The following is a 14,621-nucleotide window of genomic DNA, read 5'->3' as shown; positions in this document are numbered from 1 at the left end:
ATGGCTCAGTTTGTATATAGCATGCTTAGAGTGGGCAAGATTGTTCCACCTAAAAAACAAATCCTTAAAGATATTTCCCTTAGTTTTTTTCCTGGCGCCAAGATTGGTGTACTGGGTTTAAACGGTTCAGGTAAATCTACTCTGCTTAGAATCATGGCAGGGTTAGATACTGAAATCGAAGGTGAAGCTCGCCCGATGCAAGATTTAAAAATCGGCTACCTTCCTCAAGAACCTAAGCTGGATGAATCTCAAACCGTCCGTGAGGCTATCGAAGAAGCCGTAAGCGAAGCTAAAAATGCCCTTACACGTTTAGATGAAGTGTATGCACTTTATGCTGAACCAGATGCCGATTTTGATGCGCTTGCAAAAGAGCAAGGGCAGCTTGAAGCAATTATTCAATCTCAAGATGCTCATAATCTTGATGTGGTATTAGATAGAGCAGCCAATGCACTGCGTCTGCCTGATTGGGATGAAAAAATCGAAGTACTTTCGGGTGGTGAACGTCGCCGTGTCGCTATTTGTCGCTTACTGCTTGAAAAGCCAGACATGTTGTTACTCGATGAACCAACCACTTGGATGCTGAATCAGTCGCTTGGCTTGAACGTTTCTTACAAGACTATACTGGCACCGTTGTGGCTATTACCCATGATAGATATTTCTTGGATAATGCTGCAGGTTGGATTTTAGAGCTAGACCGCGGTGAAGGTATACCGTGGGAAGGCAACTATTCATCATGGCTTGAGCAAAAAGATGCCCGCCTGCAACAAGAGTCTGCCACTGAAAGCGCCCGCCAAAAAACCATTCAAAAAGAATTAGAATGGGTACGTCAAGGTTCAAAAGGTCGTCAATCAAAAGGCAAAGCCCGTATGGCTCGCTTTGAAGAATTGAACACCAATGATTACCAAAAACGAAATGAAACCAATGAGTTATTCATTCCACCTGGGCCACGTTTAGGTGATAAGGTTATTGAAGTAAATAACCTGACCAAATCATATGGTGACCGAGTATTGATTGATGACTTAACTTTCGCTGTTCCAAAAGGCGCGATTGTCGGTATCATCGGCGCCAACGGTGCAGGTAAATCGACACTATTCAAGATGATTTCAGGTGCAGAGCAACCGGATAGCGGCAGCATTGAAGTCGGCGAATCAGTGCAAATAGCCTCTGTTGAACAGTTCCGAGATTCAATGAATGATAAGAACACAGTTTGGCAAGAGATTTCAGACGGTCAAGATATCATGCGTATCAACAATACTGAGATCCCGAGTCGTGCATACGTAGGCCGCTTTAATTTCCGCGGCGGCGATCAACAAAAAATCATTGGCACTTTATCAGGCGGTGAGCGTAACCGTGTCCATCTTGCTAAATTATTGCAAGCTGGCGGCAACGTATTATTACTCGATGAACCAACCAATGACTTGGACGTTGAAACACTGCGTGCATTAGAGGAAGCTTTATTAGAGTTCCCAGGTTGTGCCATGGTTATTTCCCATGACCGTTGGTTCCTAGACAGAATCGCTACCCATATTCTTGATTACCGTGATGAAGGCCAAGTGAACTTCTATGAAGGTAACTACAGTGAATATACCACTTGGCTGAAAGAAAACTTAGGTGCAGAAGCCATTGAGCCGCACCGCTTGAAATACAAACGTATTGCAAAATAACAATCGCGTCACTGCCGATACCTATCAATGGTGATGCAAGTTAATAAATGCTCCTTATGACGATTTACCCATTTTTAAGTAAATAGTCTAAAGGAGCATTTTTATATCTCATGACTAAAAAATTCACTAAACAGGTTAAAGCTGCAGTTTTGTTGATTAATGTCATAAAAATGACACCATTAATTCATATCCAAAAACAATTGAAATATTAACAACTCGCCAAACCATATTGCAGCGGCGCCGTTATGTTCATGTTTATCCGCCCCTTGCCAAACTCATCATCCATATGGACTATTTTTACTAATTAACAACAGCTTAAAAATCATTTACAACTTATCCCTTAGTGTATAAAAATGGCCTAGATGAATTAATTTTCGTGAGCTGTGGCGATGTTGTAAAAAATACTCAAAAACAACAATCTATTTGTAAAGACATACCAACTTCAGTAATATAAAATTATTGACGGATTGTTTTACTGTTGACCATTTGTTATGGCGCAATTGCTATACACCAAAAAAATTAAGAAAAAACGGAGAAATCAGTGAGATATAGTCGAATAACATTTATGTTTTTATGCTTTTATGCAAGCAGCTCATTTGGTTTAGAAATTATTACCAGCAGTGAAACTAAAGCACTTGAAGAAATTGAGCAAAAATACAACATTGACAGCTTACTTATTTCTGCCAATGACAAGTTATCGACTCATAAGAAAAAAGAATCTGATTATCATGCTCTCAGTGTTGAAATAAAGAGTAAGAAAACTGAGTATGATCACGTTATCTCAAAACTACCGGCTAAAATTTTATCGCGCTCAAACATTAATGCTTATTACCAAGATATCGAAAAACTGGTGCTTAAAATTGACCAGTTAGAAACCAAATATGATATTGACGGCAAATCACTTCGTAGAGAGTACAAGACTATTATGGCCGAGTACGATGCCATTAATACTAAACGTACCGATAAAGATGAGCAGTTAGCCGCCTTAAAAAGTGATATTACCAAACGTCTAATCGCTGATGTATCAAAACCAGATACTGTCCAAACTGTTGATTTAGACGGTTCGACGTTATGTTCTAAATTCCAATCAATAAACGACTGTCTTAAAGATTCTGAAAATTACATTGTCACTAATACCATTAAAACGGATCCATTCTTAAATGATCGTAGCGTGTTGCTTTCATACGATGTTATTGATGCCAGCATGAACATGAGTGGTAATTTAAACTACAAGATCAAGATGGCCTTCAAACCTTCTTATAACAGTAAAATTGATTCGCTCATTAATGAAAAGCTAGGGTTAAAATCAGCCATGATCACCTTAGTGAGTAATGTTGCTGCTGATTGGTTTATTGATGGGGTAAAAATCGGTACAGGCCGAGAATTATTTCATGAGGTGCCATTAGGGCAACATGGCATTTTGGCATCATACCAGTCTCAAGATAAATCGAGTGTTGAGTTCATTCAAGGAAACGGCGTTTTTAACTATAACTTCAATAATATGTCTCGACAAAATGACCTAGTCAGCTTGCCAAACAAAGACAGTAAAAAACAAGTTATAAAAATGAAGCCTAAACAGGTTAATACCAATAACCAAGCGAACGCCACCTCCAAAAAAAGCTTAACCGATAAAGGTTATGAATACTTTATGGGTATTGAACCCGCTAATAGTGAGCATGAAAAAAACTTCGACTAATAGCCCTATAAGCTGCGAGTAAAAAAAGCCATTTAGGTATTACCTAAGTGGCTTTTTTATTTAAGTGCATTTAGCTTAATGAGCTATTTTAATGAGAAGAATAACTAAGCCGCAGGTTGTTAATATCAAAAGCTAGCAAATTGTCACAGTAACAATGTCGAACACCAAAAGTCACCAACAACATAAGCCAAGCTAATGTTATCTATTCATTACAAAATGATCAGCTAATCGCCTATAGTTGCAACGAACTGTTGATGAGCTTGTTATCGGAATGTTCAGTTACACTCTTATCTTCTTTGCTTTACATTCATTTACGCTTATATGGCTAATTATTTATTAATATAGACCGCAATTCAGCAACGAGTCATCGAGTTCTATTATGAAAAAATTACTTCCCCTTATTGTCATTTGCAGCTTAGTTGCTGCCGCAGTCATCTATAGTGATTTTTCACAAGCCAATAAAGCTACGCCGTCTCAAAAAGGCCCTGCCAAAAAATCTATTCCGGTTGTTACAGGGCTTGTAGAGCAACATGAATTATCTCAATCACTGTCTTTGATTGGTAAGCTCGACGCTGAACAATCAGTGTATATCTCTTCGCAAGTGGCTGGGCAAATCGGTCAAATTAATATTCAGTCCAATCAAGATATTCAAGCTGGGCAAATCATTGTTCAATTAGACGACGCCAAAGCCAAAGCGGCAACAGCAGAAGCCGCGGCTTACCTTGCTGATGAAAAAAGAAAGCTCAAAGAGTTCCAAAAATTAGTTAAAAGTAATGCCATTACCCAAACTGAAATCGATGCCCAACAAGCCAGTGTAGATATAGCTCAGGCGCGTTTAGCCGCTGCCCAAGCAGAACTTGATTACCATTCATTAAATGCGCCTTTTTCTGGCACCGCTGGCTTAGTTGATTTCAGTGTAGGTAAAATGATTGCTGTCGGCACCGAGTTACTGGCATTTGACGACCTTTCTAGTATGAGACTCGACCTGCAAGTGCCTGAGCATTATTTATCTATGTTATCCATTGGTATGCCTGTAGCGGCACAAAGTAAAGCCTGGCCTGAACAAGTCTTTAGCGGCGAGATTACCGCCATTGATTCCCGCATTAATCAAGACACCTTAAATTTACGAGTTAGAGTGCAGTTTGATAACTCCAATAGTCAACTCAAGCCGGGAATGATGATGGCGGCGACACTTAACTTTCCTGCGATTGCTGAGCCAGTCATTCCTGTACAGGCTATTGAATACTCAGGTACTAAACGCTTTGTCTATTTGATTGGAAAGAACAACATTGCTAAACGTACTGAAGTCATTCTTGGTGCCCGTATTGATAATGAAGTGTTGATCTCAAATGGCCTTAAAATTGGCGACAATGTGGTGGTTCAGGGACTTGTCAATATGCGTGATGGTGTCAGTGTCGATATTTTACAAACCAACTCAACCACTGAGAAAATCGCTAAAGAAGATGACAGCGCAATGCTAACCACTGAATTGGAGAAAAGTTAATGTGGCTTTCTGACGTTTCGGTAAAACGCCCTGTTGTCGCCATCGTACTGAGCCTGCTTTTAGGGGTATTTGGACTGGTATCACTGTCTAAGCTTTCAATCAGAGAAATGCCAGATGTAGAAAGCCCTGTGGTAACTGTAATGACCACCTATGATGGCGCCTCGGCAACCATTATGGAAAGCCAGATCACCACCACCATTGAAGATGAATTAACCGGTATCAGTGGTGTTGATGAAATTACCTCAGTAACCCGCAATGGCATGTCGCGCATTACTGTAACCTTCTTATTAGGCTGGAATTTAACCGAAGGGGTAAGCGATGTTCGTGATGCTGTCGCGCGCGCGCAAAGACGCTTACCTGATGAAGCTAATGATCCTGTGGTCTCTAAAGACAATGGCTCTGGCGAGCCGGCAATCTATGTCAATTTAAGCTCATCGACGATGGATAGGACCCAGTTAACTGATTACTCCCAACGGGTGCTAGAGGACAGATTTAACTTAATTTCCGGAGTGAGTTCTATTTCAATCACTGGTGGATTATATAAAGTCATGTACGTTCAGTTAAAGCCTGAACTTATGGCCGGGCGTAACGTGTCAGCCAATGATATCGTCTCTGCTTTAAATACTGAAAATGTTGAAACCCCAGGTGGTGAGGTCCGTAATGACACCACTGTTATGACTGTGAGAACGGCCAGACTTTATAATAATCCAGATGATTTTGATTATTTGGTTGTACGTACTGCAGAAGATGGCAGTCCTATTTATCTAAAAGACGTCGCTGATGTATTTATCGGTGCAGAGAATGAAAACTCAACCTTTAAAAGTAATGGTGTTCCTAACCTTAGTTTAGGCATTATTGCCCAATCAGATGCTAACCCTTTGGATGTCGCTAAATTGGTTCATCAAGAGGTTGATAACATTCAACAGTTTCTTCCTGATGGCACAGCCCTCGCGGTAGATTATGACTCTACCGTGTTTATATCTCGTTCTATTGATGAGGTGTATAACACTATTATTATCACTGCTATTTTAGTGATACTGGTGCTATACATTTTTATTGGCCAAGTGAGAGCCACATTGATCCCTGCGGTGACGGTTCCGGTATCATTAATTTCTGCTTTTATTGCGGCCAATAGCTTTGGCTTTTCAATCAACTTGTTAACCTTAATGGCACTGATCCTCGCCATTGGTTTAGTGGTCGATGACGCCATTGTAGTAGTAGAAAATATTTTTCATCACCTCGAAAAAGGTGAGCCACCGATACTTGCCGCGTACAAAGGTGCCCGTGAGGTTGGTTTTGCTGTAATGGCAACCACAGCGGTACTGGTCATGGTATTTTTACCTATCTCCTTTATGGAGGGTATGGTGGGGCTGCTATTTACTGAATTCTCAGTCATGTTGGCTGTATCAGTGCTGTTTTCATCACTCATTGCCCTAACCTTAACCCCAGTACTTGGTAGTAAATTACTTAAGGCTAACGTCAAACCTAATCGATTTAATCTGTGGGTTGATGACCTTTTTGAGCGCCTAGAGCAGCAATACCGTAAGCTGGTTTCAAAAGCGGTGAAATACCGCTATATCGCGCCTATTATCATTATTGCTTGTGTGATTGGTAGTGGCTGGTTACTCAACCAAGTACCAGCACAGCTAGCACCACAAGAAGATCGCGGTGTAGTGTTTGCTTTTGTTAAAGGCGCTGAAGGCACCAGCTATAACCGCATGGCGGCCAACATGGATATTGTCGAGCAGCGACTACTGCCCATGTTAGGCGATGGTGTTATTAAGTCATTTAGTATTCAAGCGCCTGCTTTTGGTGGCCGCGCAGGCGACCAGACCGGCTTTGTGATTATCCAATTAGAAGAGTGGCAAGACCGTGATATTAATGCCCAGCAATCTTTAGGCATTATCGCTAAAGCACTTGATGGCATTGCTGACGTTATGGTTCGGCCAATGTTGCCTGGCTTTAGAGGCCAATCCAGTGAGCCGGTACAATTTGTGTTAGGTGGTTCTAATTATCAGGAGCTATTTAAATGGGCACAGGCACTGCAACTTGAAGCGGATCATAGCCCACTTCTAGAAGGCGCTGATCTTGATTATGCAGAAACCACCCCCGAATTACTGGTGAGTGTTGATAGGCAACGCGCTGCAGAGCTGGGCGTCAGTGTCTCAGAAGTAGCCGACACCTTAGAAATTATGCTCGGCGGCAAAAGTGAAACCACCTTCATCGAGCGCGGTGAAGAATATGATGTTTACTTACGCGGCGATGAAAATAGTTTTAATAGCGTGGCAGATTTAAGTCAGATATATATGCGCACTAAAACCGGTGAACTTATCCCCCTTGATACCATTACCAAGATTGATGAAGTGGCTTCAGCGCAAAAACTAAGCCATTTAAATAAACAAAAATCGATAACCTTAAAGGCGAATTTAGGCGCGGGTTATACACTCGGTGAAGCATTAGATTTTCTGGACCAAAAAGCCATTGAGATGCTCCCCAGTGATATAAATGTGTCCTATACCGGTGAGTCGAAGGATTTTAAAGAAAACCAGAGCAGCGTATTTATCGTATTTGGTTTAGCGCTATTGGTTGCCTATTTAGTTCTGGCGGCGCAGTTCGAGAGTTTCATCAACCCATTAGTGGTGATGTTTACCGTACCAATGGGGATCTTTGGCGGCTTCTTAGGGCTTTATTTAACCGGTCAGGGGTTAAATATTTATAGCCAGATAGGCATGATAATGCTCATTGGTATGGTGACTAAGAATGGTATTTTGATTGTTGAGTTTGCCAACCAGCTGCGAGATAAAGGCCTTGAAATAGAGCAAGCCATTATCGACGCCTCAGCTCGTCGTTTAAGACCGATTTTAATGACTGCTTTTACCACTCTAATCGGCGCAATTCCACTCATTATGTCAACAGGTGCAGGCTCGGAAAGTCGAATTGCAGTGGGTACAGTAGTGTTCTTTGGGATGGCATTTGCTACTCTAGTGACCTTATTAGTTATTCCTGCCATGTATCGACTCATTTCAGGGGCAACGCATTCACCCGGGTATGTTGAACAACAACTCAATGATGCTATTGAGGCGCAAAAACAACGACCTTAACTTAATGACTTTAATACAGGTGTAAAAATGGAAAAAGTGGCTATTTTTGTTGATGTACAAAACATTTATTACACCTGTAAACAAGCTTTTGGGCGCTCATTCAATTACCGCGCTTTATATAAATTACTGAGTCAGCAATATCACATTGAACATGCTATTGCTTATGCCATTGCCCCTGCAGACGACGGTCAGAGAAAGTTTCAAGATGCATTAAAACACATAGGTTTTGAAGTCAAACTCAAACCTTATATTCAGCGCAGTGATGGCAGCGCCAAAGGCGACTGGGATGTAGGAATTACCATAGATATTCTTGATATTGCCGAGCATGTCGATAAGGTAATTTTATTGTCTGGCGATGGTGACTTTGATTTATTGCTTGCCAAAGTAGCACAAAAATATGGCTGTAATACCCAAGTGATCAGCGTTGCGCCTTTAACAGCAAAGTCACTGCTTGATGTCACTGGCAGCCATATCGCGATTAACCATGACTTGCTACTTTAACTGTCACATTTTTCATCACTCTTCGGCTTCGTGTAAACAAATATATACACATATATAAGCTGGCTAGTATGTTTTAAAATACCAATATAAACAACTAACTAGGCTTTCCTATATGGTCACAGTGCTCACTTCCCATATTGTGCTGTTTATCCGCATTACATCACTTCTAAATTTATGTAGAATTACTAGCGAACTTCATTAATAAAAAATAATAATAATTGAGGCTAGTCGATGTTTGGAGCGTTAAAGCAGTTTGTATTGTTAATCACTTGCGCCTGCGTCACTGTTTTTTTTACGCCTCAAAGCTATGGCGAACAATTTCGATTAGAAACCCTGACCATCAGTGACGGTCTACCTTCTTCGAGTATTACTACCCTTTATCAACAAAAAAATGGCTTTATCTGGTTTGGTACCGATGCGGGTGCCAGTCGCTATGATGGGGTTAACTTCACCAATTTCCAATTTTCATTAAATGATAAACACCATATATCAAACAATTACGTCACTAAAATCCACGAGGATACAAATGGTGATATATGGATAGCAACCGAAGATGGTCTAAATCAGTTAACCACAGATAATCAGATTATTATTCATGATATGAAATCATCAAGTAATGGCTTAGGTTCCAGTTGGATAATAGATATATTTGAAGATGATAATAACGATCTATGGTTTGGCACCGGCTCTGGTGTCAGTCACTATAATATAGACACTCAAACCTTTACCCCCTACTTCCTCTATGAAGTTGAAACGGATAAAGCATATGATACCTCTATCGCAGGCTTTTTTTACGATAGTAACCATAACATTTGGGTAACCTCAGACTTTGGCTTGGCCAAGGTAAATCGGCTGAAGCAGAAACTGGAATTAGTCAATTTTAACGATAAGCGCACCCAAGAGATCTTTGACGGAAGCTTATCGACCGTGTATCAGGCTGAAGATGGCCTTGTGTGGATTGGCACTTATCAAAGTGGCTTAATCAAGTTTAACCCTGAAACACTGGCTACTGAGGTATTTCAACATCAAGGGGATAATCCCTCCTCCCAGCAACTCGCTTCAAATCAAATTTTTTACATTACCGCTGAAGATAACAATACCCTGTTGATTGCGCACGATCATGGTGCCACAAGATTACAACTCGATACCATGACCTTCAGCCATATCAAACATCAAGATTATAATGATAATTCACTTGCTGATGATTACGTTGCAAGCATCTTAATCGATTATTCAAACGGTATTTGGTTCGGCACTGGCAATGGTGTATCGCGCTACTCAAGCTTTAAACAAGGCTCTCGATTATATCGCCCTCACCCTTTTAAACCCGAGTTATCAGGTAATTTCGTTTATTGGTTTGATACCGATAAACAAAATAATATATGGATAGCCACTGATAAAGGTATCGATAAGATTAACGCTGGCACAGAAACAATTACCATAGCGCCAATAACAGATGCTGTGATCAATGAACCCTATAGCACCATTGTTGATGAACAAAACAATTTATGGATAGCGGGTGCCAATGGCTTATCACAGTATAATATTGATAATGATACTTTAAGGCATTTTAGTAATAGCCCTGACAACCCCCATGGATTCCCCAGTAATGAGTTTTACCTCGCCATACCTGACAACAAAGGCAATGTTTGGATAAGCGGTTATTTAGACGTGGGTTTAATACTGTTCAATCCTGATAAAGGCATTTTAAAGCGCTATTTCGAGCACTACGATAATGCATATCGCTCTGGAGGTAACTTTGCCTTTGATAAGAAAATCATTCATAACGGCGAATTATGGATGGCCACAACCAATGCTATTTTCCGAATTAACCCTGAAACTGATGAAGTGAAACACTTGCCTCTAGGCAGTGAGGTTGAAAATATTCGCACCGTCAAAATTTACCAAGATGAAGATAATATTATTTGGGTTGCTACTCAAGGGTTAGGGCTGGCTAAAATTGAGATTGGCGAGAAATGGAGTGATGAATTAAACATCCAGTACTTCACCAAAGAGCATGGGTTTACCAGCAATACCCTCAAGGGCGTGGTGGGTGATGGTAAAGGAAATTTATGGATCACCTCGCAAGCTAAATTTGCGCACATGGATACAAAAACCAATAAAATCACCCAATACCCCAGTGCCATCACTCAAAAAGACAGTTCATTTTCAGATGGTGCAATAGCAATAAGAAACCACGAGTTACTTATTGGCACTAATCATGGTGCCTTTAAAATTGACACCCAGCAGCTAACAAGAAATGACTTTCAGCCTCAAGTGCATATTACTTCGGCACTTGTTGCTAACCAAGAATATATTGGCCCTAATAGTAATAATCAGCTCGCTAAGTTAAGCCTAGATTATCAAAAAAATATGGTCCAGTTTACCTTTGCCTCATTAGACTTCAGTGCCCCCACTAAAAACCAGTATCGCTATATGCTGCAAGGGTTTGATAAAGAGTGGACCTATGTCGGTAACACCAACACTGCCACATATACTAACCTCAGTGCCGGTGAATATAACTTCATCGTACAAGGGAGTAATAGCGACGGCCTATGGAGCCCTCATCAAGCCATATTTGCTTTTAAAATAAACCAAGCTTGGTGGCATTACGCCATTATTAGCTTGCTGATAATATGTGCCTTATTACTGTTTTTATACCTATTAACTCGCCATCAAAAAATTACTGAACTTAGAAAAAGAGCGAACTTTGATGCGTTAACGGGGTTATCGAATCGCTTCCAATTTAATAGCAAACTTGAAGCGTCCATTAGCATTAAAAATACTCACGCAGCCATTGTTTTTATCGACCTTGATTATTTCAAAGAAGTGAATGACACCATGGGCCATGACATTGGTGATGAGCTTATTATTCAGGTCAGTCAGCGTTTAAAAGCCAATATAAAAAGGGATGACTTATTAGCTCGATTAGGTGGCGATGAATTTGCCATTATCATTCGAAATCCTGGTGAGTTGGCTCAATTAGTGACTATTGTTGAACGGATAAGAGCAACCATTAATTGCGGTTACCAGGTACAACAGCATTGGATCAGTACTTCAGCGAGTATTGGGGTCGCCTGTTACCCTGAAGATGGCCAAGATGCTAAGACCTTGCTAAAGCACGCCGACACGGCAATGTATGCCGCCAAGCATGCAGGCCGTAATAGTGCATACTTTTTTAATGAGGCGCTCTCCATCGCCCTGCAAGAAAAAATCACTATCAAACAGCAACTGCAACTGGCATTAGAGAATGGTGAATTTGAGTTATTTTATCAACCGAAAGTCTGTTTAGTCAGCGGTGAGATCAGCTCCTTTGAAGCATTACTGCGTTGGTTTCACCCTAAAGAAGGCATGATCCCGCCTAATCGCTTTATTCCAGAAGCTGAAAGTAACGGTCAAATTATTGAGATCGGCTACTGGGTATTAAGACAAGCCTGCATAACCGGCAATCAATGGCATCAGCAAGGGCTATTAAGTGGCAATATTTCAGTCAATATTTCGCCAGTGCAACTATCACAGCCGGATATTTGCCAGCAAATTGAAGCGATTTTAGTTGAAACAGGTTTTCCTGCCGAGAAACTGGAGCTCGAGATTACCGAATCATTATTAATTGAAAACGTGGAAGTCGCTGAAAAAGTACTTAACCAGCTGCATCAACTGCATATCAGGATTAGTTTAGATGACTTTGGCAAAGGCTATTCTTCATTGAATTACCTGACCCATTTCCCGCTAGATACCTTAAAGATTGATAAAGGCTTTATCGATAACTTTATCGATAACAAAGCGGCTGGTAATGTACTTAAAAACATTATTAATCTCGGTAAGGACTTGAATATGCAAATTGTTGCCGAAGGTATTGAAACCGAGCTGCAATTATTAAAGTTAATTCAGTATCAATGTCATGTAGGCCAAGGTTATATCTTCAGCCCAGCGGTCAACGCGCAAAGCGCTTACCAAATGCTTACTGGGGAAACACAATTACTGCCATTGTCTATGCAGCAAAAGGTCAGCTAAAAATTAAGCATCAGTTTGACTGTGATGCTTAAAGCTACTCACAATGCAATATCGTTGCAGGTCTGAGCAGTATGTAACTGAGGTATATCAACAGCAAGAGTCTGTTTAAAGTGGTTTAAATAGGTGACAATAAGCATCCGTTTTACCTTAATAACCAAATCAGCCCAACTGAGTAGCGAATGAGCACAAAAACAATAGCATATAGCCCAATATTTCACTTTCCGGTGCAAATCTATTATGAAGACACCGACTTTTCTGGGGTTGTGTATCATCCTAACTTTTTAAAGTATTTCGAAAGAGCCAGAGAGCATGTTATTGGGGCCGATGTACTAAATAGCTTATGGCAGCTACAACAATTGGGATTTGCAGTGTATCGCACCGATATGCTTTGTCATGATGGGGTTGAGTTTGCAGATATTGTTGATGTTCGCACTCGATATTATTTTGAAAGTAAATATCGTACTGTGTGGCAACAGGAAATTTGGCGACCTAATGCTAACAAGCCTGCTGTGACAGCGACCATAGAAATGGTTTGTATGAATCAACAACGACAAATGGCGCCGATGCCAGTTGAGCTGATCGCACAGTTACGATCACAATTTGGTCAAGATTAGCTATTTAGCAATAAATTACGTCGCGCTAACCGGATAAGTTAACTGAGCTAAACAATGCTCTAACTCACTAGGCCGAAGGGGTTTACTAAAATAATCCCCTTGGATGGTATTGGCGCCAAATCCAATCAAGGTATCAAATACCGCCTTTGTTTCGACCCCTTCAACCGTGACATTAAACCCTAAGCTACTAGCTAAATCTATGCTGGTTTTGACAATTTTGTTAGCTTGTAAATCACAATTAAAATCGTCCAAAAATGCTTTATCAATCTTTACCTCATCCACTGGAAGATGGCGCAGGTAAGCAAGAGAAGAGTGGCCGGTGCCAAAATCATCAATGGCGATGGAGACGCCGATGTCTCTGAGGGTATTTAGCGTTTCTATGGTGCTGTTCAAATCAATCATCAAGGCGCTTTCAGTAATTTCTATGGTCAAGTTTTGCGCAGGCACTTTATATTGCAGCAACTTACTGCTTATGATGATCGGAAGCTGTTTATTCTCTAAATCTTTGGTGGACAAATTCACTGCCACTTTGATATTTAAACCTTTGTTAATCCACTTAACCTGTTGTTTTAACACTTCATCCAGCGCCCAATGGCTAACTAAATCGATAATGCCAGTATGCTCAGCTAATGGAATAAACTCCGAAGGAGAAATGTCACCAAGACCAGCATGTTTCCAACGAATGAGTGCTTCAACTTGATGACAAGCACCTGAGTTCATGTCCAGCTTTGGTTGATATACCATGTACAATTGATTCTGCTTTAAACCTTTTGGTAAGCTATTGATAATTAATAATTCACGATATTGGGCTTTATCATCATCTTGATTATAAAAAGCAACAGAGCCACTGCTGCGCTTAGCTTTTTTAAGGGCTAAATCCAGCCTTCTTAGCATTAAACTGACATCAGCATGGTGTTTATTTAACTCCAATACACCTAGTTGAACTTTAATACAGATTGGCGTTTGAGCAATTTCAAATGGTCGTTGTAAATGCTGCTTCATATCCTGTAAATCCTGGCTCAATAATGAATTTGGATAAAAAAGCAAAAACTCATTACCATTCATTCGCGATACAAACGCAGGGGGGGTAGTTAAGCCTTTAATCCTCACTGCAAATGCTTGCAATAATTGATCGCCAAAAACAAAGCCAAATAAGTCATTCACAAATCTAAACTGTTGAATATCGACCAAAATCAACATACCTTCGGTCGCTGGCATTTTGGCAAACATTTTGCGTTTAAAGCCCACTCGATTGGACAGTCCTGTTAGTTTGTCACGATCAAGATTAACAGGATTATTTTTGTGTAGTTGATTTAGATTGCGAATAAGGGGTTTAAAAGCCCGAGGGGTATGTTTGAAACTTAACGGTAGTTTATTGCTACTATTGACATCAAGGGTTTGGGTTAACTCATTAATAAAGCGCCCTTGCTGAAAATAGCCACCCAGTACAATACCGAGCAGCAAAACTAAGCCAATAAACACAATGATCATTATTTCAACAGTTAACACAACCGAGTGCCTCTATTA

General features: G+C 40.5%; 7 protein-coding genes and 1 pseudogene. 7 read left to right on the top strand and 1 reads right to left on the bottom strand.

Translation table 11 applies throughout. From position 1 onward, the window contains the following. From ettA to Q4557_RS08975, 7 genes and pseudogenes are all read left to right on the top strand, one after another. Positions 1-1,664, top strand: a pseudogene (ettA, locus tag Q4557_RS09005) (energy-dependent translational throttle protein EttA). Between the two features lie 541 nt (positions 1,665-2,205). Further along, a complete protein-coding gene (locus tag Q4557_RS09000; RefSeq protein WP_102520088.1) occupies positions 2,206-3,360 on the top strand; it encodes a hypothetical protein in 1,155 nt (384 codons plus the stop codon). A 379-nt stretch (positions 3,361-3,739) separates the two neighbouring features. Further along, a complete protein-coding gene (locus Q4557_RS08995) occupies positions 3,740-4,864 on the top strand; it encodes an efflux RND transporter periplasmic adaptor subunit (protein WP_102438040.1) in 1,125 nt (374 codons plus the stop codon). Beyond that, positions 4,864-7,965, top strand: coding sequence for a multidrug efflux RND transporter permease subunit (locus Q4557_RS08990; RefSeq protein ID WP_303412186.1), 3,102 nt, complete (start codon positions 4,864-4,866; stop codon positions 7,963-7,965). Before Q4557_RS08995 ends, Q4557_RS08990 begins: the two co-directional genes overlap by 1 nt. Before the next feature lie 27 nt (positions 7,966-7,992). After that, positions 7,993-8,466, top strand: a complete 474-nt coding sequence (locus Q4557_RS08985; protein ID WP_102438036.1) for an NYN domain-containing protein — start codon at positions 7,993-7,995, stop codon at positions 8,464-8,466. A 231-nt stretch (positions 8,467-8,697) separates the two neighbouring features. Then, positions 8,698-12,480, top strand: coding sequence for an EAL domain-containing protein (locus Q4557_RS08980; protein WP_303412184.1), 3,783 nt, complete (start codon positions 8,698-8,700; stop codon positions 12,478-12,480). A 179-nt stretch (positions 12,481-12,659) separates the two neighbouring features. After that, positions 12,660-13,094 (top strand): thioesterase family protein, encoded by a 435-nt coding sequence (locus tag Q4557_RS08975; RefSeq protein WP_102438032.1) that lies wholly within the window; start codon positions 12,660-12,662, stop codon positions 13,092-13,094. 15 nt (positions 13,095-13,109) lie between these two features. Here the strand turns inward: Q4557_RS08975 and Q4557_RS08970 are convergent, their stop codons facing one another. Next, positions 13,110-14,603, bottom strand: coding sequence for a bifunctional diguanylate cyclase/phosphodiesterase (locus Q4557_RS08970; RefSeq protein WP_303412182.1), 1,494 nt, complete (start codon positions 14,601-14,603; stop codon positions 13,110-13,112). Positions 14,604-14,621 lie beyond the last annotated feature (18 nt).

It is taken from the genome of Shewanella sp. 5_MG-2023 (genome assembly GCF_030547465.1).
GTDB lineage: Bacteria > Pseudomonadota > Gammaproteobacteria > Enterobacterales > Shewanellaceae > Shewanella.
This window is presented reverse-complemented; position numbering and strand designations above follow the sequence as displayed.